We start from the raw sequence: 20,829 nt of genomic DNA on the forward strand, positions 1-20,829 counted from the left end.
CGCCCGATTCTCGCTTACTGATCGCGCGACAAGGAATCGATCTTCTCGATTCGTCGCTCGTGTCGGCCCCCCTCGAACTCGGTTTCGAGCCAGGTATCGACAATCTTCAGCACATCCCCTTCGGCGGTCAGACGTTCGCCGATCGAGATCATGTTGGCCTTGTTGTGCTGACGGCCAAGCTGGGCGGTCTCGATATTCCAGGTCAATGCGCAACGAACGCCGTGGATTCGATTTGCGGCGATTGCTTCGCCGTTGCCCGAGCCACCCAGAACGATGCCTCGCTCGCACTCGCCGGCTGAAACAGCCTTGGCGGCCGGAATAATGAAGTCGGGATAGTCACACGATTCCGCGGAATCGGTCCCGAAATCGACCACCTCGTGTCCCAGCGACTTCAAGTGCTCGATGATGATGGACTTGTAACGATAACCGGCGTGATCCGAGGCGATGGCGATCTTCATGGTGAAGCGGCAGGGAAAGAAAACAGCTAATCAGGAAAATGGAGGACCTACGCAGTTCGCATAAATCATCCCACAGGTGACCATTCGAGCGATCAATGATACCTCAATCCGCTCGGTTTGCCATGTCCCTGAGACCGGAGAGATTTGTCACGCGACGAACCTCCTGCCCATCGTTCGCTGGCAGATGCCACTGCTATCGTATCGGTAGCGTGTCGATCGCGGGGAACCAGGGTGGCGAATAGTCGAACAATTGCGAGGCAACATGCACTGCCACCTGCGTCGAGGCCTGGATCTCGCCTCGCTGGACCATAGCTTCAATCGGCAAGTCCCCCAGGACCAGCCGAACCAGTTGAGCCCCACTTAGTTCCAGGTAGCTTCTCCCTAACTTGCCGTCGGTCAACGTACCTTTGCGTTTGCTGAGTTGGATGCAGAATTTTTCTCCGTCGACCAGCACCCCCAGATCAACCGGCAGTTCCAACCCTCGCAATTTGGCTCGTTGATGTAGCAGCGTGCAAAACTCTGCCAACTGCTGCACGGCGTTCGGCATGCGGACGAGAATTTCTTCTCCTGGAGGCGAATTGCTGGTTCCGCCAACGCTCCGCAAAACCTGATGCAGCGGATCGTCGACCGACGATTCAAGTCGCAGTTCGCGATAGTCGGCTTCATAGAGATCGCTGCAGATGCGATTCACCAGCGGCACACGCACGGCGCGTTCGTGCGGCTGGGTGACGACCTCAAGAATCTGCCCTTCCTGCACGATGGCATAGCCGGCGATTCGATCGATCGCGTCATCCAGCGCCAACTTGTTTCCACCTCGGATCGCCACGTATAGGGCGTCGAACGCCTTTCGCCGAAGCAACCAATCCCACATGCCTGCGGTCCGGGGAGTTCCGACCTGGTGCGACTGAAACGACTTCTCGTACAGCGCGACCAACGCGTCCGCTTCGACCTGCCGCATCAGGCGAATCCAAAGCCCGGCTTCCTTGCGAGGTGGCTCTTCCCAGGTCTGCGACGTCGACTCGCCGCGGACAGAAGCCAAGAACGGCTCCGTAGCGGCGATACTTCGGAACCCGCTGGATAGCTTGATCCAGCCAAATCGCGTGAGCCGTTGTGCCATCGCCGCACTCGTGCGATGCATGATGAACGAGCCGGAAAGGTGATGAAATGATTCGTCGAGACAACCAAAGAACGCGTCGACATTCGTCACATCGACATGCTCGGGTGCCAGAACGAACTCGCTTGCGCGGAGGTAAGGCACCAACATACCGTGCAGCCAGATCTGTTGCGGGACGCAACGAATATGGCCGATGATTTGATTACCCAGCCGAAACGTGAGCCGTTCGCGGGCGTCGTAATCGGGGCGTTCCTGCTGCGAGTGGAACTCGTTCTCGTCGTACGAATACAGACAGTGTTTCATCAGTTGCAAGATGGCAAACTGATCACCTTCCTGGCTGCTGGTAAGTCGGAACCGGTCCGGATCTCGGCGAGAGAATCTCGCGAGGGCAGGTGTGCTGGGTGGCTGTTGAGTCGATGGCGGATAGGTCGAAGAAACGACGCGACGCATTCAATCCGACTCCGTTCAATAAAGACAAATCCCTTTGCGAAGTGAACTCTTCTCTTAGGTTAAGACTCTTTTTCAGCAAGGTCCAGTAGCAAATTCCGCAATCGTTCGATTGGAAAGAGAACGAACGAAAACTCGCGCGACGCCAACAACTGTTTGTCGTGCAACTGGTGCGTTAACTGATCACGCTCAATTCGAAGGCGCGCAACAGGTTCGGTGATTTGCGATCGTAGCTTCGCGTTGACTTCTTCCAACTGTCGATGCCACGCAGCTTTTTCCGGAAATTCAGGAATAGCGTCCAGCAAGGTTCGCTTTTGCGAGACGAGTGCCTCCCACTCGATGGCATCTTCCGCACACACTTCTACCGCGCGATCTGGATTGAAAACCGCATCGCGCAATTTGCGATCGATCGCCCGGACATCGTCCGCTTTCGCAGCAGGGCGTTCGATGGGCAGCAGCGCGGTTGCCGTAGCCGTGACGTACTGAGGTGGCTTGATCCCGTAGAACTGCCGAATGATTTCGTCGGTGACCTGATCATATTTCGCCCCGCCAATGCCATGGACAATCAGGTCGGATGCGGCGAGTCGCAGGATTGTCGTGTTCGACAAAGCGCGAGGCCGCAAGTAAGCTCCGTGCTCGACTAAACCTTGCAGCGTCGGCACCAGTCGATCATCCGCCGGGCAAGACACTTCCCAGCCGGCTCGATCCGATAAACGCAGGCCATCTTCATCGTGGGCGACCCACAGTTGCCGCCGATGCGCGTTGTCAGTCGTCCAGATCCAGAAGGGGACTTCGATCCAGCCATCCTTCATTTCCAAGTCGGGGACGGGATGGGAGGTACTGCGAATCCCCTGGACTTTGCGGTATTGGTTCACGCAGTCGTTGTAGATCGATCGGTATCGCTCCGCCTCGTTCAAAATTGAGGCCACGAACTGGCAAAACCAACTGGTCCGACATAGCTGGCTCAAGGGCACATCCAGCGTGTTCAAACCGAACGCCGCTTCCAAGCGATTCCGTGCCACCGAGAACGCTAACCCGAGCGGCTTGCCTGCTTCCACTTCGCGGACTACATCGGGCCAAACATGCAGGACCGCAGGGTCGTCGACAAAGGGCTGGAAGGTTTCGGCAACTCGCTGTGCAAAGGAGCGAAGCGTGTCGAGCGATTGGACCGAAGTCATCTCCCACGGTACGCGTGGCCCTGGTTCGTCGTAGGCGATACGTGCCGGGACGGGCTCGGCTGGCGTGCCGGTAAGCGCCGCGATCGAAGGGGCAGGGGCGACATCGTTGTCGACGATGACGTTGATCGCCAGTCCGTTGGTTTTGTTGGCGATTTGATCGATCAGAAAGTTCTTGAACCAGACACCTGGATGATACAGAGCCGGCTGATGCCCAGAAACAATCAGTGGCATCTGTTCGTCGATCGCGGCGGGAACCTCCCGATAAGGGGCCGAATGTTCCATCGCCAGACGGATCATATCGGCATGTGCCTGACGACGTAGGGTTGCGAGCGAAACGCCCCCGATCGATGCTTCCGCGGCGACCTGATATCGGCGGGCATTCTCTTCCAGCAGCAAGCCAGGCTCGAGCGGGCTTGGCTCGATCATCGCTTCGGCATGGCCACGCGGCGCGCGGATACGATGGTACCGGATTCCTGATTGCTCGCCGGTCATGGAAACTGCCGCGTTGGGAGAGAGGTTCAGCACGAGGCCATCGTTTGGACGCCTGCCTTGGCGAGGCCACTGCGTGCCAGGCTGCGATCCAACACGAAATGGTAGTAGTTCAAACGCGTTCCGCCGTCATCGAGCGCACCGCCGAACGAACGATTTTCGTCGAGGTAGATCAGCGGCACCGGCAGTTCCACGATTGTCAGGCCAGCCTTGGCAGCTTCAACCCACAATTCCAGCGGCATCGCATAGCCGGTTTCAGTGACGTTCATCTTCTGCAACGCTTCGACGCGATACGCTTTGAATCCGCAGAACGCGTCGGTCAATTGAAAGCCGAGCAGGCGATTCAATTCCGACGTGACACGACGATTGATAAACAACCGTTGCGCTGGCGGCTCGCTTTGTCCCTCGAACTGCTTCAGGTAACGGCTACCGGAAACGATGTCGACCGAACGGCACGCTTTGACGAACTTCGGAATCAACTGCGGTTCATGTTGTCCATCGCAGTCCATCGTGACGAGGATGTCAAACGCATGTTCCTGAGCGTATTGAAACGCCGTCAGTAGCGCGGCACCGTAGCCCGAGTTCTTTTCGTGGGTCACGACGATGATGTCGTCCCGCTCTTGCAGCAGCGACAACGTATCGTCGGTCGAGCCGTCGTTGACCACCAACACGGGGTGACCATAGCCGACGACCTGGTCCAGCACGGCATGAATCGTTTTGGCTTCGTTGTAGACAGGGAGGGCGATAAGGGCCTTCTCAGAATGTTGCATAAAGTTCGCCGATCGTTGCTGGACGTTAATTTACGACAGGTTTTTCGTAACCATTCTGCGTCGCGGTCAAACGGGTGGGGCCAGAATTCTTAGCCCAAGCTTCCGCTTGGCGGCTCGCTGCCCGGCCCGAAGTCGTCATAACCATTGTTATCTCAATGCCTTAGATTGACAAACTCCCTGCGGAAATTCGTCAACGCGGATCGTAAACCCGCCATTGGGGACACAACCGTTGTGGCAACAGTAGTTTGGATGCCGACTAAATCGGAGGCGTTGCAGAAATTTTACGCGAAGTGGATCGGGTCGGATTCCTGCTGACTGCTCCAGATATTCAGGTCAGGGAACGCTTCGGCCAGGATGGCCGCCAGGTTCTCTACCGCAAACCGTTCGCTCGCATAATGACCGGTCAGAATTAAAGCGATTCCCTGGGCTTTCGCTTCCAAGCAAGTGTGGAAGCTCGTTTCTCCCAGGATCAAGCAATCGACCTCTTTGGCGATCGCTGCCCCAAGCAGTTCTCCAGCCGATCCGCAACCAACCGCAACCGACTTGATTTCCGAAGTTCCCCGGCCCACCACTTTGACCATGGCGGCTTGGGTTGCCTGCTTGGCTTGTTCGGCGATCTGGGCCAACGGCATCGCGCCATCCGCCAACACTCCCCAGCGTCCGGTCCCCACCTGCGAGGTCGGCCCCGACACGCCAAGCAGATCGACCGGCAACAGTGGCTGAATATCGGATAGCCCCAAAGCGGAAGCCAACTGGAAATTGATTCCCTCGGCACACGAGTCGAACGCAGTATGGGGACTGTAAACCGCGATTCCGTTTTGGATCAGCTTCAGCAGCATCTGGCCGGTTGTATCGCGAGTCGTGATTCGCTTCAGCGGACGGAAGGGAAGGGGATGGTGCGTGACAATCAAGTTCGCTTTTCCCTCGATCGCCTCGTCGACGACCTCAGGTGTAATCGTCAAACAGGTCACCACGGCATGGACTTCTTGTGCCGTGTCGCCGATCAGCAAACCGACGTTGTCCCATGACTCAGCCAATTGGCTGGGGGCAAAGCGTTCCAGGAAGTCGCAGACATTGCTGAGAGGGATCGATGAAGCCACAAGCTACTCTTTCGTCACGAATCGAAGGCCAAGGGAACCGTTTTCCCTTAATCCTTCACTTCCACACGATGATTGAAAACCCGGGTACCGCCAATTTCTCGCAATCGTAGCAGCAATGTCGAGCCTTGCAGCTGTTTGCCATCGGGAATGCGATAGACAATCGTGGTCCGTCCCAGGCCGAAGTTCATGATCCGCTGCCGCATCTGTCGACGTCCGCTGGCATACAGCAAGCAGTCAAACGACATCAACTCTTCGGACAAGTTGTAAATCGTCGCTTCAACAATCAATTCGCCTGATTCTTCATCAAGGACCGAGGAGGACTCGACCTGCATCATGCCTGATCCGACTTGAATTTCGCGGTAAACGCTGAATTCGTATTCCTGATCGGTCGTGATGTTGAAGTCGATCCGCACCGGTTGCATCCCACTGTCGGCGTCGGCTCGCAGCAAAATCTTATACGGTGACTTCAATTCTCCACCGCGTGTCAGCTTGAATCGCAAAATGCCGGGGTTCACGTTCCAGACGTCGGGGGCCACAAGCCGTGCCGTGCCGCTAATTGCCGCCGGGAAGGTATTCTTGATCGTGGCATCGATCCGCTGCGTTCGTCCGAAGTCGCTTTCCAACTGAGCGGGATCGAACTGGAATGCCAAACGCATCGTCGCGACACTGTCGTTCAAGCCGATCAGAAACTGTGGAAAAGGCCCGACCGGTACGATTTGCTTGTTGCCATCTTGCTTCGGAACCATTTCGCGGCCCCACAAGTCGACGATCTTCACATCATCGCCCAGGTAGAGTGTCTCTTCCGTTTCTCGCGAGTTCCACACCACCATCACCGTTCGGCCTTCCCGCGCGAAGACGTAATTCCGGCTGCGGTTGGGGAGTTGAATCGATCCCTGGTACTTGGTTCCTGAAATCAAACGAGCGGTCGTACGCCAAGGCAGTAACAGTTCTGCCGGCGAACCATCTTCGTTCATTAGGCCATATTCGTGGTCGAACGGTTTCGGAATGAACGCGGCGTCGGCTTCGTGGATCTTGGCGGCCAGCATCTTCTCGACCAGGTCGCGGGCCCGCTCTTCGGTCGTATAACGCGAACGTGGCAGCGGGTAGATGGTTGCGAACCGAGTCGTCTGCCCCTTCGATTTATCGAGGTAAGCTCCCAGTTCGTCCTTGGTCATCGGGATCAGGCCGTCCAAAGAACCGTTTGGGGGCAAGATCGAATAGGCGAGGAAGTCGTACGGCGGCTTCTGCCCCTCAGGTGTCTGCGCCATCCAACGCCACGGAATCCCGAGCATGATATCCTGACCGCTGGTCCGCAGTTCCTGGCGAATCTGCTGTAGCTTCTCGAGTAGGTTCGTGTAGCCGACAAAGCTCACGTCGTCGTCAGCCCCCAGTTGCCAATAATGCACCGTCAACGAGAGCCGCGTGAGAATCGGTTCGACATAAGGTCGCCACAACAGCGGTTCGGCGAACACGTTGGCGACTAGCATCGTTTCCTGTTCACCAAACAGGTTGCGGATGTCAGCCGGCGGCTTATCGATCACCGCGACCATACTGATATTGTGCTTATGCAGCCGTTCGGCGAACCGGGCCAGGTTATTAGCCCGATCAGTATCGTTGTCGTTGTACCAGACCGGGAACTTCACCCAGTTGACGCCGGCGGTCGTCAGCAAGTCGAACATCCGCTGGAAGTCGAGCGGCTCTTCTCCATTGGGAAGCGACCAACCGAACTCGCCCCGTTCAGGGACTTTGTCGCGTGAAACAACCGCCAAGGTCATGATGCGGCGATGCATCAGCCCCGAGCTTCCGAGCATCGTCGCACGAATTTCGTAGAAGCCATTTTCCTCGATCGGTGGCTTCCAGTTGATATCGCCGGCGTAGCCAACATCCCAGTTCTCGTCCTGGTAGGCACGTTTGCCGAACAGTTCCGAGATCTTTTCCGTCTTACGGGCCACCACCTTACCATCGAGTCGGCTTTCCTGCCGGGCCAGCGACTGCCTCCCGACGTCGACAAGCTCGAAGATCACGGTCGGATTTTGTTCGAGGATGCCCGAGACATTGCAGGTTACTTCGATCTCTTGATCGTCGAGGTAAACGCTGCCGCCATCGAGCGTTGCCAACGTCATTTTCGGCAACCGGGCAAACCAGATATCGTCGAACCAGACCTTGCCGGTCAGGTCTTCATCAACCCCAGCCTCTGGCACGACATGCAGACCAATCACCGCCAGATCGAGGCCCGTGTTTTGCGGAGCGATCGGTCCGATACGGATCTTCACCCAGCCGCCAGATTCGCGGAACTTCTCTGAGTAGTAGGTCTCGACCGGTTGCTGCTTGTCGTTGAAGAACGTCAGCGAGATGTAGGCTTTGTCGTAATGCAAACCTTCGGTCTTCAGTCGGCCTTCCAGGACATAGCTGAAGATATCGCGAACGGCGATTGGCGGGCTGTAGATCGTGGCCGCCCCACCATCCAGGTCGACGAGCAGCGAGCGGCCATTGCCGGCGGTTTCGTCTTCGTTGATTTCGACATCGATATAGCGGGGATAGCCCGGGCCGGTTCGGCGGGTCCATTGATCGGGCCAAAGGTCGTAGTTCAAGTCGACCGTTTCACCGAAGTCGCACTGAAACAGTTCGATCGCCTCGGGATGCCGCTGTTCAATGGGCGCATCCTTCCAGTCCGCGGCCAGAATAAACAGAGACAAAAGAAACAACGGCGACATGGCTTTTCACAGGGGATTTTCAGAACTTCGTCCAGCAGAGCACGCAGCATCCACGCGCAATCCGCTAAACTCTTGCATACCCCGACGGGACCGCTGGCATGGCTCCGGAATTCCGCCATTCGCCACCACGATGAAAGTCGCGTCAAGCGTTATAATCGATGCATCTGTTCTGATTCCTGGTTACCTTCACGTGGTTTTCCATCATCTATGATCCGGCTGAGCGTCCAACTTCGTAGTCTTCGTCTTCCGTTCCGTAAGGCCCTGCAAACCGCTGGCGAGCTGGGTGCCGATGGTATCGAGATCGATCTGCGCAACGAATTGCGTCCGGAAGACCTCTCGCAAACCGGGATCCGTCACCTCAAGAAGATCCTTTCCGACTACAATCTGAAAGTTGCTTCGGTCAGTTTCCCAACCCGGCGCGGCTATAACGTGCTGGATGATCTCGAACGCCGTGTTGCCGCCACCAAGACGGCGATGACCGCAGCTTACGACCTGGGCGCGAAGGTATTGGTCAATCACATTGGCGGTATCGATCCCGACCTAGAAGCCGAAACCAATGGACGCCTGTTGGAAGTGCTCGACGACCTCGCTCGCCACGCCGATATTTGTGGCGTCACCTTCGCCGCGAAGACCGGCCAGGTCGATGGCCCCGTGATGAAGCAGTTTCTCGACCAGCTTCCCGAAGGAGCGATCGGCGTCGACTTCGACCCTGGGGCCTTGATCATCAACGGCTTCTCGGCGGACGAATCGTATCAGGCACTTGCCAAGTACGTGGTCAATGTCCGCGGTAAAGATGGTGTGAAAGATCTCGCTCGTGGTCGTGGTATTGAAGTCCCCTTGGGACGGGGCACGGTCGACTTTCAATGGTTGATCGCCTCGCTGGAAGAAGCGCGTTATCGCGGCTTCATCACCATCGAACGCGAACATCCAGAGAATCCCGTCCAGGAAGTGTCCGACGGACTGGAGTATCTCCGAAACGTTCAGATTCCGTGATCTTGTTTGGCGGTCCTTAGCCGGCACGCTAGGATGAACGAGAACGTCCACCGCTTGAGCTTTCTCGGAGAACAACCATGCCTCGTATCGCCCCTCTGCTGCTACTAATGACTTTGGCCGCGTCGATCTTGCTGCCGACTACTTCGTCAGCGGACGAGCCTGCCAAGCCCGAAGATACCCAGGCCAAACTATTCGAGGCTTTCACCAACGACATGAAAGATGTCGCGTTGATCGGTTCGTTCACGATCGTCGGCCAGGAAAACAAAGGGCTCAAGCCGGAACGCTACGAGATCAAGAGCGTCCGCAAACTGGACGAAGGAGACCTTTGGGTCTTCAACGCTCGGATCAAGTACGGCGACCACGACGTTCAGTTTCCGATCCCGTTGGAAGTAAAGTGGGCGGGAAAGACCCCTGTGATCACGCTTGATCAAACGACGATCCCGGGCCTGGGCACCTTCAGTTCTCATGTCGTGATCGATGGGGACAAGTACGCTGGTACCTGGATGCATGGCCCGGTCGGCGGTCACCTGTTCGGTCGAATCGAGAAGCTGGAAAAGGCTAAGGCCCCGGCGGAATCGTCACCAAACTAGCCATCGCCAAGGCTGCCGTTTCGACTCGCAGAATACGAGGTCCGAGCGATACTATCTGGCAACCAGCGGCGGCCGCTTGGGCGACTTCTTCCTCGCTGAAACCACCTTCCGGCCCGATGATTCCTAAGACCTGGCCGGCAGCCGCAATCGTTGCCGGCTGAATCGCGTCGCCGCTGGGATGCAGCATCAGGGCGACTTCCGGCTGCGAGGCCAAGACCTGCTCGAGCGTCTGCCCTTCAGCCACTTCCATCAGCACGTTGCGTTCGCACTGCTTGCTGGCTTCAATCACGGCTCGGCGTAGCCGTTCAATCGCCTTCTCGACCGGCTGGGCAACTCCGCGCTGCGTGAGTAGCGGAATCAACCGCGCGACGCCCAGTTCGACACACTTTTCGATCAGCCAGCGTTGACGATCCCCTTTCGGCAAGGCGACCGCCAGGGTCAGTTGCCGAGTCGCTTCGCGGGAAACTTCTTCCTGCTGGCGAACCGTACCGATCACCTTCTTTTTGCCGACCGAGATAAGCTCGATCTGGTATTCGATACCGGCACCGTCGAAACCGACGACCATGTCGCCCACGTTGGCGCGCATCACTTTGGCCAAATGCTGCGACTCGGCGTCGTCGAAGGTGACTTCACCGGCGACGGGAGGTTGATCGAGAAAAAATCGTTCAGACATGCGGCGTTGCGCAATCAAGGTTCAGGAATGCGTGAAGACTGCGGCCGGATTCTACCGAAACAAACTGAGGGCAGGAATGCCCTGCGCGGGTGCTATCGCCCGCGACCTGCTAGCAGCCTTCAAACGATTGTCCCCTACATGAGTCCCTTTTTCGAGAGCCCAGCTTATCTGGAGGCCGTCGCCCGTCTGGAGTATGCCCTCCAGCGTCGCGATCGCGTTGCGATTTTGACCGGCCCGATGGGTAGCGGAAAATCGACTTTGCTCGAGAAATGGACCGCCCAGCAGCGTCGCCAGGGATTGATTGTTCCCTATCTGAAGACGCCAGGAACCTTCGAACACGACTTCTTGTGGGAACTGGCCACGCAGCTCAAAGCCGACGTCGGCATGACTTCGACGCCGGCCGAACTGTGGTTCCAGATTCGCGAACAACTGACGGCTTATTCGCTCGAACAACGTCCGGTCGTCGTTGTTGTTGACCATGTCGAGGAAATCGCTCGCGAAACAGCCGATATCCTGCTTTCCTTGGCCCGCATGCACTGCGGGTCCGAGGCCAACAGCACGCTGCTGCTGTCGGTCGATCAGAAGTACCTGCACTCGTTCGATATCCGCTTGCTGAAACTGGCCGATCTGAAAATCGAACTGGAAGCCTGGGAACCGAGCGACGTAGCCCACTACACGGCCGCTTATATGGCGGAACACCCTGAGCCAACCTTGGAGATCGACGAAGCGGCGATCGAAGCTGTTTCGCGCTACTCCGAAGGCTTGCCGCGGGTGATCTCCCAGATCCTCGATCTTTCCCGGCTGGCCGCTGAAGCGGGCCAATCGGAAACAATCACGCCAGAATCGATCGAAGCGATTCGCGAAGAACTGCTCTAAGCCCAGTTCCGAAAGGCCCAACCGGCGATCATTTTGTCGAATCGGCCCAAGCTTTCGCGACCACTTCAAGCACTGCAAACAATTGCCATCTCTCGAGTTGCATCACGTGGCAACGCGTTCACAGGGCGATAACTGGCCTGGATTCAAGGGCGTATTCGGCTAAGATTGAGAGATTACGCAAGCAGAATATTTTAACCGGTCTAACCTATGTCGAATGACACCGGGTCCCAGCCTACCGCATCGGACCAAGATCCTTACGCCCCCATCCCGGTCGATCTGAAGAACCCGACGACTGCCGCCATTCTGGCCTGGCTCGTCCCGGGCGCTGGGCATCTTTACCAGGGTCGCCGTGGCAAAGGGATCTTGTTCTTGGTCTGCATCCTGTCGATCTACTTCCTCGGCTTGTCGATGGGTGGTGGTCGCGTGGTGTATGCCAAGTGGGATAACACCGAGAAGCGTTTGCCATTGTTCTGCCAGTTGGGCGTCGGACTGCCGGCGATGCCAGCGTTGATTCAGTCGGCGCTGATTCGTCAGAAGATGGACCCAATCGAAATCAATGGCGTCCGCTTCATGGCGCCGCCGGCCGATGTCAATGAGATGGCCGACCTGCATCGCACCTACGGCTACCTGTTTGAAATGGGCACGCTGTACACGATGATCGCTGGCCTGCTGAACGTATTGGCAATCTACGATGCTGGGGCCGGCCCAGTTTGGATGATTCCCGATTCTGAAAAGAAGAAACGTAGTCGCGAGGCAGCAGATTCCAGTAGCGACGACGAAGAGGAAGAAGCTCCGTCCGACGAGACGAAGCGTAACCAATCGGCCGAAAGCCCCGCCTAATCGCCTTCAACTGGAAGACCTTCGACCATGTTTCCCATCTCGCTCTTGGCTATGTTCCCTGGCTCGCAACTGGTGCTGTACGCGTTCCCACTGATCGTCGTGGTTAGCCTCGTATACGGTGCGACTCGGCACGAAACCTGGCCAGCCATCCTGAAGCACTCATGGGATACCGCCGTCTGGATCCTGGGATTTATGGGAGCGGTTTTTCTGGTAATTCTTTTGGCGGGCTGGACTCAGTAGGCGTCGCTTTCTGCGGAGCAATCCGCTTGTAGCCACCTTCCAGCCAACGCGGCACGTCGCTTTTGTAATACCACGAAAAGCGACTCTCGCTTGGCCCGCCTGGCAAGTTCGTCCAGGCCTCTTCCTTCGCCATGTCGGTCACCAGGTGATAACTTGGGGCGAAGGTCGACTCGCGTGTCGCTGTCTGCAGCACATGCCCTTGAAACACCGTGGCATGGCAACCAGGCATCGCATATTGCGGACTGTCGAAACCAAGCAGCCGCCCCACGTGCCCGCCACCAAAGAAGCGATCGGTAAAATGGAAGCTGTTGAACTGGCCCCAGGTCGTCTCCTTTTCGAGCAGCACCTTTTTCCCCGCCGTATGGATCATTTCGCCTTTGTCACGCGACTGCCACCACAGTGACAGGTCCTTCTTCAAGATCGCATCGCAGGCCGCGATGATCATGCTCGAGAAACCTGCACGTGTCACCAGGTACAACGTTCGGCGCGGGCCCATGCCTCGCTCATGCCCAAAGATCTCGAGCAAGGTGTTGCGATAGAATCGCTGAAAGGCGACCGCTTCAGTGCTCGCTGGATCGTAGCGGAAGTCCCAGCCTTTCAGCCTTTCCTTCAGTTCATCCGGCGCGAAAGGGAGCAGTATCGGCAGGATCTCGCGGGCTTGAATGCTCAGCAGGTCGTACTGCAGTTGCTGCATATCGGTGACCGTGATCTGCTCCATCTCGTTCAGCCGTTCGACGATTCGCCGCTTGCGATAATCTGGCAACGTCTGGCTGACCAGCTTCGGATGATCTGGCTGATTGATGTCTTCGTTGGCGGTCGCGATGTAGCCACACTCCGGGTTATAAATTCGCGGCAACTGGTCGATCCCGATCGAACCTTGCCAATGATTCCGCGCGTCCCACGCTGCCACCGGGCCCAGCCCGGATACATCGTGTCGCCGCCGTGGGAATCGCCCGTTCCCTTGCAGGCCGATATTGCCATACACATCGCTAACCACCCAGCACAAGGTTGGTTGCGGGCAATGCTTGGCGACATCTAAACCCTCGGCCGTACTCTCGGCCCGGAGCATCTGCAGCCACGAGGCGATTGCCATCCCTGAGCGTGCCTGCGTCCCGGTCCAGGCCAGCGAGAAGTAGTAGCCATCGCCGAACTGCTCTGGGTCGACTTCCAGAACGCCTTGCGGATTCTCGAACACCCGCATCATCGTCGCAGGCTTTCCTTTACAGCCAATCGCTTCTTCGCGGACGTGATAGTCGAACCAATCTTCGTCGCGGCGATACTGCCAGTTGCCTTCTTCCGACTTGCGAACGTCCTCGATGAAAAAGTCGGTCGTGTCCCCCTTCATGTAGGTGACACCCCAGCTAATTTTTTTGGTCCGCCCCACGGCAAACAATGGACACCCGGGCAGGGTCGCTCCCATCGCGAAGTTATCGTCCCACTTCAAGACCGCCTCGTACCAGATGGCAGGCAGGCGGTTCGTCTCCAGATGCGGGTCGGAGCAAAGGATCGGAGCCCCCGACTTCGACTTGGCTGGCCCCACCACCCAGGCATTGCTGCCCGCCAGTCGTGGCAGGTCCATCAGCACTTCCAACGCTTCGTCCGACATCCGCCGCACGTTGTGGACTTGGCGAACAAGATCGAAATCGACATGTTCGAGCCGGCCGGGAAAGAGCTCGCGCAGGGCGTCTTCGTCGCCGCCAGCTTGAATCAGTTCGATCACAATGCGTTCGTTTTCCAACTGACTCACCGCCAGGCCACCAAAGCTCAGCAGATTGCCGATGTAGAGCACCGAGACCGGATCCCAAGGGGTTGCCTCAAAGCCCGTTGCCCACATTGGTAGAGTGTGCCCGATCGCCTTCATCCCGTCGTTCACACCGGTGCAATAGTGGTGCACTTCGTGCTGGATGTCTTCGGGCCAATACTCCATCTCGTGCGGCTGATTGCGATGCAAACCGACGCGGCGAAAGAAGCGATCGGTTTCCAGCAGTTCGTCGCGGGGAGCAATCGCCTGGGCTGCTTGCCCGGAGGCAACTGCCCGGGCGAATAGAATCTGCGTCAGACGATCGGTCGCATGCATATAGCCGAGGCCATAGAGCGCATCGTCGCGAGATTTGGCGTTGATATGCGGAACACCAGCGTCGTCGCGCTGGATCGTGATGTCACGCGTAAGACGGGGAAATTCCATACGGTGTTAAGTCCTGTCGGCTGACCAGGTCTGTCGTCGCGTCAAAGTTGTTGAAACCCAAGGGACCATACTGTCATCGTAGCATTGTTCCTGGTCTTGTTTTATCGCCATGCGACCAATGGGGCGTCGTAGAAGCAATCGTACGGGGGCGTCTGGTTCCCTTGAAGGTTAAATTCCTTCGGGTAGCCCTCTTCTCGCGAACCGAGGGGACACAAAAGGGCCGTTTATCAGTTAACATCGGCATAATCCACCAGTCGTTGCCACCCGATCGGCTCGAAAACCAGCTTCCCACTCTCGGAAATTTACGGCAATTCGCGACTTGCAACAGCGTTTCAACAGCACGGACACGACGGCAAAGCCATCGCAGCATCGGCGGCGATGGCTGGGGTCATGGCTAACGGCCGTTAGCTTCGCCAGTCCATGGCTAGTGGGACTGGTCGCGCTGTTCATTTATCCATTCCTGGTATCGCTGTACTGGAGCTTCTGCGAATACGACCTGATTAACCCGCCTCGGTTTGTCGGGATGCAGAACTATCAGCAGTTGGCCAACGAGTTCGCCACAGGAACCGGTATCGCCACGGCCCTTTGGAACACCGGCTACTACGCCTTACTTTCGGTACCGCTGTCGATTGTTCTGGGGGTCGGCCTGGCGACCCTCCTGTCGTGCGATGTTCGCGGACAATCGATCTTCCGCACGCTGTTCTACTTGCCATCGGTGATCCCGGTCGTCGCTACCAGCATCTTATGGATGTGGCTCCTCAATCCGGCCGACGGCCTGGTGAACTCGATCCTAGGATCGCTTGGGTTATGGCAGCCGCAGTGGTTTGCCTCGCCAGCGGAACTGGTTTCAACCCAGTCGCTGCAGGCTTCCGCTTGGGAGAACGGCTCGGCCCCAGTCGGCTCGAAGGATGCCCTGATCTTGATGAGCCTGTGGGGCATGGGCAACTTTATGGTGATCTACCTGGCCGCGATCGGCGACATTCCGAAATCGCTGTACGAGGCCGCTCGCATCGATGGAGCTGGCCCACTTCGCCGCTTTTGGAACGTGACCCTTCCGCTGCTGACGCCGATCATCTTCTTCAACCTGGTGATGGGACTGATTCAGTCGGTGCAAGTGTTCACGCAGATCTACATCGTCAGCGAAGGACGTGGTGCTCCGGCCGACTCGACCCTGGTGATCAGCCTGCACTTGTTCTTGAGTGCCTTCCAGCATCTGAACATGGGCTATGCGTCGGCGGTGGCCTGGCTGCTGTTCGCTTTGCTGGGCGTGGGAACCTGGTTCCTGTTTACGACCTCGAAACGCTGGGTTTACGAGGGGATTCGCTGATGCATCGTCGCGCCGCGTTTCGCACCATCGCCTTGGTACTCTTAACCGCGATCCTTGCGATTGGTCTTTTGGTCACTCAGCAACTGCTCTCGAACGTCCGGCATGAAATCCCGGCCGATCGCGAAGAGGTCGTGTTCTGGCATTTCTGGGGCGGGGCAGATCGGGCCATCGTCGAAGACGTCGCCCAGCGATTCAATCAGTCGCAGGCGAAGTACTTTGTGCGACCGATCGCCATGCCCGGAAACAACCTCGACCTGAAGTTCTTCCTGAGTGTTACCGGAGGAGATCCACCCGACCTGCTGAACATCGACGACCCGGTGATCGCCGATTGGGGGCATCGCGGGGCGATCTTAGCACTCGACGAAGTTGCCACGCCCGCGGAGATCGACGCCCTAAAAGCCTGGCTTTTCCCGGCCGCAAGGCGTTTGGTCACTTACGAAAATCGCTTGTACGGGGTGCCCAACGGTCTCGATATCCGGGCGTTGTATTACAACCAAACGTTGCTCGATCGTTACGGTCTTTCGCCCCCGCACACGATCGAAGAACTCGACCACATCGCCACGACGATCGCTCCGCCCGACCAGGCCGAGCCGTACCAGCATCATGGATTTTTGCCTGACTCGCGGCGAATCTGGGCCTGGGGGCCGGTGTTCGGCGGGCAATTTTACGATGCCACGACGCACGAAGTGACTCTGACTTCTCCCCCCATCGAATCGGCGTTGGCCTGGATGGCCAGCTACCGAGATCGTTATGGCCCATCCGAGATCGCTCGCTTTCGGCATGGCGATCAGTCGCTTCCCGGCAAAACGTTTCCGCTGTTCGCCGAGCGTTACGCTGTGGTGATGGATGGTCAGTGGCGCGTGCGAGACATCCGTGCATTCCAGAAGTCGCAAGCCGAGAAGGGGGAGCCGGTGACGCAGTTCGGAGCGATCGCGTTGCCATCACCTCCGGGCGGAAAGCAGAACGCCGGTTGGGTCAACGGAAACAACTTTGTCATTCCCCGCGGTGCGAAGTCGGCAAGCGGTGCGTGGGCGTTCATTCAGTTCTGGTGCGGTTTCGCCGGCCACGAAGCGGAAGCGGCCCGAACCTGCGTTGCCGGCGGTTGGATCCCGGTTTCTCAGCAAGTGGTCGACCAGCCTGATTTCCAGACGTTTCTGAACGACGAACCTTTGTTCCGGACGTTCATCGAACTGGCCGGCAGCGACGAGCAATACCCGGTGCCGGTGATCCCAGGGGCACCTTATTTCAACAACGAAGTGAAGAACCTGGCCGAGAGCGCCATGGCCAGCCCGACACCACCGGACCTGAACCAGATGCTGCAAGACGCCCAGATGCGGATTCAATCGCACATTGATCGCGCGAGGAACTCCGAATGAATCGCCTGCAGAAATCGACCATCTATTGCCTGTTGATATTCTTCGTGGCGATCTACAGTATGCCGCTGCTAGTGATGGTCTCTGGTTCATTGAAGTCGCCATCGGAGATTCAAGCAGACCCGAACGGCTTGATACCGGAATCGTGGCAATGGCAAAACTATGTCGCCGCGATCGGGGCGATGCCGTTCTGGCAGTACCTTGCCAATACGCTGGTACTTTGCATCGGGTCGGTTGCCGGCACCGTTATCTCGTGCTCGATGGCGGCGTACGCGTTTGCCAAGCTGAAGTGGTGGGGACGGGATCGGCTGTTTGCCGTGCTGATCGGGACGATGCTGCTGCCGTGGCACGTGACGATGATCCCGCGATTCCTGCTGCTACGCGAGATCGGACTCTACAACAGCCTCGGGGCGTTGATCCTGCCGACGTTTCTGGGAGATGCTTTCTCGATCTTCCTGCTGCGGCAGTTCTTCCGAACGATCCCGGAAGATATCAGCGAGGCAGCCCGGATCGATGGCCTGGGCGAGTGGGGAATCTATTGGCGAGTGATTCTGCCGATGTCGATTCCGGCCCTGGTGACGGTCGGTTTGTTCCAGTTCGTCGCCTCATGGAACGATTTCAGCGGACCGCTATTGTTCTTGAGCAACAAAGACAAGTTCCCGCTCGCGTATGGGCTGGAACAGTTCGTCAGCAGCTACGCCGACCAGACGCACCTATTGCTGGCGGCGGCAACGCTTTTCACGCTGCCGATCGTGGTACTGTTCTTCTTTGCACAGAAGACGTTTTTGAAGGGTATCGCCACCACCGGGCTAAAAGACTAGCCGGAATTTTCAGCGCGCAGAAGCAAATGCCGTCGCCTGACATTTCGAGAGGCGACGGCGGCGCTGTTTGAGGAGGGCAGACCAAGGGGAGCCGATCTTACGATCGCTCGCCGCAATTACTTCTTGCGATGACGGATCTTAGCACGCATACGGCGTTTTTTGCGTCCAATCTTCCGTCGACCCTTACCGGTTTTCTTCGTTCCCACGAAATTCTCCGTATCGCTTCCGCTGTACTAATTGATATTGAAATCCCCCTGAAGGGGAAAGCTATTCAGGTGGAAACGTCGCATTCTACCAGAGAGACGCCATCATTGACAAGGAACCCACCCAGAGGTTTGCGGTCGATCTAGGCAGAGTCTTTCCCCAGGACGAATAGCTTGATCAACAAAGGCAGAATAATCAGGTTGCCCGCCAACGCCCCAAGCATGGTCAGCCCCACCAGCACGCCGAAGTAAATCGTTGGTACGAAATCACTAACGCACAGGATGCTAAACCCGGCAATCAAGGCAAAGGTGGCAAATATGACCGCTTTGCCCACGCTCTGCTGTACCTCGACCAGGGCAGCTGAAGGAGCGTTGCCGGCGGCAAGACTTCGCTGGAATCCATAGATATAGTGAATCGACGCATCGACACCGAGCCCCATCGAGACCGCCGCGATCATCGCCGCCCCCATGTTGATATGATAGCCCAGCAGCCCAAACGCGCCGGTCACCATCAAGATGGGCAAGATATTGGGGATGAGCGCCAACAAGGCAAGCTTCAAACTGCGGAAGGCTAAGGACATCGTCAGCCCGATTCCCACGATGGCCAGCCCAAACGATCGCCACTGATCCCGGATCAGGCTATCGATCAAATGCGTCAGCAGCACAAAGAACCCGCTGACAATGGGCGGATGGTTTTCGTACTTCGCGTCGGGCTCGGCCGCGGCCAGCTTTTTCTGGTGATACTCTTCGACGATGCGATGGACCGCGTCGATCGCTTTCTTTTTGGTCTCGGCGTCCTGGCGTTCTTTCGACAGAAGCATGATCCGGAACCAATACTGGTCCGGGTTCTGTTCATCTTCCGAGTACAGCGAGTCGAGCGTCTCCGGCATTTGCGACCGCAACGACTTCATGCCGATATTCATCAGGGCGAACTTCGGCATGAAGCTCAGTCCCTTCTTGTCGGATGATTCGATCATCGCCGAGATCACGTCCGCCAGGCTCAGCACTTTCTCCAGTTCAGGTACTTCCTCGCGCAGCTTGTTCTCCAAGGCGCGGATCTCTTGGATGTATTCCCAGGTCAGGTGATTGGGCGCCGGCACCGCGACATCCCAGACGCCAGCTCCACCCAGGCGATCTTCGACGAAGGCATAGGCCTGCACGATTGGCGTGGTATCGCGGAAGTTCTTGGTGAAGTCGCTTTCGACCTTCAGCCGCGTCCCACCCCACATCGAAATTGCAAACGCAGCCAGAATAATTGCGCTGATCAGGACCGGGCGTTTAACGATCGAATCGACCGTTCGCGACAGTCCGTTCCCCAGCTTCTCGTCCCCCCACGGTTTCGCCGGATCGACCGCGAAAGGACTGCCCAGCAGCACCAAGCCAGGCAAGAAGACCAACACCGCCGGCAAGACCAGGATCGCACCGACCGCCATCATGATGCCGAAGTCGTGAACCGGACCAACGTTCGTGATCAGCAGGGCCGAGAAGCCGACCGCGTCGGTGGCACACGCCCAGAAGACCGGGGCCAACAAGTACTGCGAAGCGGAGGCCAAGGCTTCTTTCGGTTCTTGGCCTGCATCGCGGCACTCGCGAAACCGCAGGATGTAATGCACCACCGTCGCCACGCCGATCACCGTAACGATCGCCGTCAGCATCGAGCTCACCATGCTCAGCTGCATGCCACTTAATGCCAACGCGGCGTGAGTCCATTGCAGCGTGACTTGAACGACGACGATTGCGATCACCATCCAGCGAAGACTACGAAATACCAGCAGGATGACGCATGCCAACAATATCGAAGTCGCCCAGCCGAGTCGCGCCCCATCTTCTTCGACGTATTGGAAGCCATCGACCACCATCACAGGCTCGCCGGTAACCATCCCTCCGGGCAGTTCCGCGAAGATCGCTCGCAGCTTGCGAATCAGTTCCGCTCGGTCGACCTCGGTTTCATCTTTGGGGGTCAATTGGATCGGTAACGCGACGATCGTTCCTTCGTCGTTGTGGGTATAGCCAGCGAAGAGCCTCTTCAATTGATCGCCGGCGTCAGAGTCGGGATCGATGACGAAGTCGCGGGTCAACTCTCGGTCGAGCGACAGAACTTCGCGAATCCCGTCGAGCTTTTCGATCTGCAGACGAACCTCGTGAACGCGGTCGAGGCCGCTGCCATCGGCGTTGAAGAGCTCGGGGTCCTGGTAAACCCCCATGATCACTTCGTTTCCGCCGAAGATGCGATTGAACCGCTTATGCGATTCGATCAGCGGATCGTCGGCGGCGAACATGTTCTCGATCGAGCGATCAAAAGAGAGGTCATGTCCGAGAAACACAGCCCCAACGGTCAGCATAATACCAACCAATAACAGGGGCCAACGCAGAGCGATCCATTTCTCGAACAAGCTTTTCACTACGAATCCTTACCTAGGGCGGTTGTCGTCACCGGG

At 57.4% G+C, this 20,829-nt stretch carries 16 protein-coding genes; 7 read left to right on the forward strand and 9 right to left on the reverse strand.

The features are described 5' to 3' along the window. Window positions 1-14 precede the first annotated feature (14 nt). The 6 genes from rpiB to AB1L30_RS18765 form a co-directional block, all read right to left on the reverse strand. Window positions 15-458, reverse strand: coding sequence for a ribose 5-phosphate isomerase B (gene rpiB / locus AB1L30_RS18740; RefSeq protein WP_345090486.1), 444 nt, complete (start codon window positions 456-458; stop codon window positions 15-17). Between the two features lie 193 nt (window positions 459-651). After that, the gene (locus tag AB1L30_RS18745) at window positions 652-2,022 is read right to left on the reverse strand and encodes a hypothetical protein (RefSeq protein ID WP_367014909.1); all 1,371 of its coding nucleotides are present in this window, start codon (window positions 2,020-2,022) and stop codon (window positions 652-654) included. Between the two features lie 59 nt (window positions 2,023-2,081). After that, the gene (locus AB1L30_RS18750; protein WP_367014910.1) at window positions 2,082-3,722 is read right to left on the reverse strand and encodes a hypothetical protein; all 1,641 of its coding nucleotides are present in this window, start codon (window positions 3,720-3,722) and stop codon (window positions 2,082-2,084) included. Next, entirely contained in the window at window positions 3,716-4,456 is a 741-nt protein-coding gene (locus AB1L30_RS18755) for a glycosyltransferase family 2 protein (protein WP_367014911.1), read from the reverse strand. The genes AB1L30_RS18750 and AB1L30_RS18755 overlap by 7 nt, the downstream gene beginning before the upstream one ends. A gap of 281 nt (window positions 4,457-4,737) precedes the next feature. Further along, window positions 4,738-5,556 (reverse strand): Nif3-like dinuclear metal center hexameric protein, encoded by an 819-nt coding sequence (locus tag AB1L30_RS18760; protein WP_367014912.1) that lies wholly within the window; start codon window positions 5,554-5,556, stop codon window positions 4,738-4,740. A 47-nt stretch (window positions 5,557-5,603) separates the two neighbouring features. Next, window positions 5,604-8,270: a hypothetical protein gene (locus tag AB1L30_RS18765; RefSeq protein WP_367014913.1), complete on the reverse strand. Its 2,667-nt coding sequence runs from the start codon at window positions 8,268-8,270 to the stop codon at window positions 5,604-5,606. 207 nt (window positions 8,271-8,477) lie between these two features. Between AB1L30_RS18765 and AB1L30_RS18770 the strand changes: the two genes are divergently transcribed. Both AB1L30_RS18770 and AB1L30_RS18775 read left to right on the forward strand, forming a co-directional pair. Then, entirely contained in the window at window positions 8,478-9,263 is a 786-nt protein-coding gene (locus tag AB1L30_RS18770; protein WP_367014915.1) for a sugar phosphate isomerase/epimerase family protein, read from the forward strand. Between the two features lie 77 nt (window positions 9,264-9,340). Next, the gene (locus AB1L30_RS18775) at window positions 9,341-9,853 is read left to right on the forward strand and encodes a hypothetical protein (RefSeq protein ID WP_367014917.1); all 513 of its coding nucleotides are present in this window, start codon (window positions 9,341-9,343) and stop codon (window positions 9,851-9,853) included. Here the strand turns inward: AB1L30_RS18775 and AB1L30_RS18780 are convergent. Then, the gene (locus tag AB1L30_RS18780) at window positions 9,822-10,526 is read right to left on the reverse strand and encodes an RsmE family RNA methyltransferase (protein WP_367014918.1); all 705 of its coding nucleotides are present in this window, start codon (window positions 10,524-10,526) and stop codon (window positions 9,822-9,824) included. The two genes, AB1L30_RS18775 and AB1L30_RS18780, sit on opposite strands and share 32 nt — an antisense overlap. A gap of 138 nt (window positions 10,527-10,664) precedes the next feature. Here AB1L30_RS18780 and AB1L30_RS18785 point away from each other — a divergent pair, with 138 nt between their 5' ends. Together AB1L30_RS18785 and AB1L30_RS18790 are read left to right on the forward strand one after the other, a co-directional pair. After that, window positions 10,665-11,402: an ATP-binding protein gene (locus AB1L30_RS18785; RefSeq protein WP_367014920.1), complete on the forward strand. Its 738-nt coding sequence runs from the start codon at window positions 10,665-10,667 to the stop codon at window positions 11,400-11,402. Between the two features lie 207 nt (window positions 11,403-11,609). Continuing rightward, window positions 11,610-12,242, forward strand: coding sequence for a DUF6677 family protein (locus tag AB1L30_RS18790; RefSeq protein WP_367014922.1), 633 nt, complete (start codon window positions 11,610-11,612; stop codon window positions 12,240-12,242). A gap of 190 nt (window positions 12,243-12,432) precedes the next feature. Here the strand turns inward: AB1L30_RS18790 and AB1L30_RS18795 are convergent, their stop codons facing one another. Further along, on the reverse strand, window positions 12,433-14,667 hold the full coding sequence (locus AB1L30_RS18795; RefSeq protein WP_367014924.1) for a penicillin acylase family protein: 2,235 nt from the start codon (window positions 14,665-14,667) through the stop codon (window positions 12,433-12,435). Window positions 14,668-14,986: 319 nt separating this feature from the next. On the opposite strand from AB1L30_RS18795, the gene AB1L30_RS18800 reads away from it, so the two are divergent. The 3 genes from AB1L30_RS18800 to AB1L30_RS18810 are packed head-to-tail and all read left to right on the forward strand — an operon-like array spanning window position 14,987 to window position 18,188. Next, window positions 14,987-15,994: a sugar ABC transporter permease gene (locus AB1L30_RS18800; protein WP_367014926.1), complete on the forward strand. Its 1,008-nt coding sequence runs from the start codon at window positions 14,987-14,989 to the stop codon at window positions 15,992-15,994. Next, entirely contained in the window at window positions 15,994-17,370 is a 1,377-nt protein-coding gene (locus tag AB1L30_RS18805; protein ID WP_367014928.1) for an extracellular solute-binding protein, read from the forward strand. Before AB1L30_RS18800 ends, AB1L30_RS18805 begins: the two co-directional genes overlap by 1 nt. Then, complete coding sequence (locus AB1L30_RS18810; protein WP_367014930.1) at window positions 17,367-18,188, forward strand: carbohydrate ABC transporter permease; 822 nt, start codon at window positions 17,367-17,369, stop codon at window positions 18,186-18,188. The genes AB1L30_RS18805 and AB1L30_RS18810 overlap by 4 nt, the downstream gene beginning before the upstream one ends. A 346-nt stretch (window positions 18,189-18,534) precedes the next feature. Here AB1L30_RS18810 and AB1L30_RS18815 read toward each other — a convergent pair whose 3' ends face one another. After that, complete coding sequence (locus AB1L30_RS18815; RefSeq protein ID WP_367014932.1) at window positions 18,535-20,793, reverse strand: MMPL family transporter; 2,259 nt, start codon at window positions 20,791-20,793, stop codon at window positions 18,535-18,537. Window positions 20,794-20,829 lie beyond the last annotated feature (36 nt).

The sequence above is a fragment of the Bremerella sp. JC817 genome, assembly GCF_040718835.1.
GTDB lineage: Bacteria > Planctomycetota > Planctomycetia > Pirellulales > Pirellulaceae > Bremerella.

Coding starts and splice junctions, on each gene's coding strand:
- rpiB (WP_345090486.1), bottom strand. CDS start 458: ATGAAGATCGCCATCGCCTCGGATCACGCCGGTTATCGTTACAAGTCC.
- AB1L30_RS18745 (WP_367014909.1), bottom strand. CDS start 2,022: ATGCGTCGCGTCGTTTCTTCGACCTATCCGCCATCGACTCAACAGCCA.
- AB1L30_RS18755 (WP_367014911.1), bottom strand. CDS start 4,456: ATGCAACATTCTGAGAAGGCCCTTATCGCCCTCCCTGTCTACAACGAA.
- AB1L30_RS18765 (WP_367014913.1), bottom strand. CDS start 8,270: ATGTCGCCGTTGTTTCTTTTGTCTCTGTTTATTCTGGCCGCGGACTGG.
- AB1L30_RS18770 (WP_367014915.1), top strand. CDS start 8,478: ATGATCCGGCTGAGCGTCCAACTTCGTAGTCTTCGTCTTCCGTTCCGT.
- AB1L30_RS18775 (WP_367014917.1), top strand. CDS start 9,341: ATGCCTCGTATCGCCCCTCTGCTGCTACTAATGACTTTGGCCGCGTCG.
- AB1L30_RS18780 (WP_367014918.1), bottom strand. CDS start 10,526: ATGTCTGAACGATTTTTTCTCGATCAACCTCCCGTCGCCGGTGAAGTC.
- AB1L30_RS18785 (WP_367014920.1), top strand. CDS start 10,665: ATGAGTCCCTTTTTCGAGAGCCCAGCTTATCTGGAGGCCGTCGCCCGT.
- AB1L30_RS18790 (WP_367014922.1), top strand. CDS start 11,610: ATGTCGAATGACACCGGGTCCCAGCCTACCGCATCGGACCAAGATCCT.
- AB1L30_RS18795 (WP_367014924.1), bottom strand. CDS start 14,667: ATGGAATTTCCCCGTCTTACGCGTGACATCACGATCCAGCGCGACGAC.
- AB1L30_RS18805 (WP_367014928.1), top strand. CDS start 15,994: ATGCATCGTCGCGCCGCGTTTCGCACCATCGCCTTGGTACTCTTAACC.
- AB1L30_RS18810 (WP_367014930.1), top strand. CDS start 17,367: ATGAATCGCCTGCAGAAATCGACCATCTATTGCCTGTTGATATTCTTC.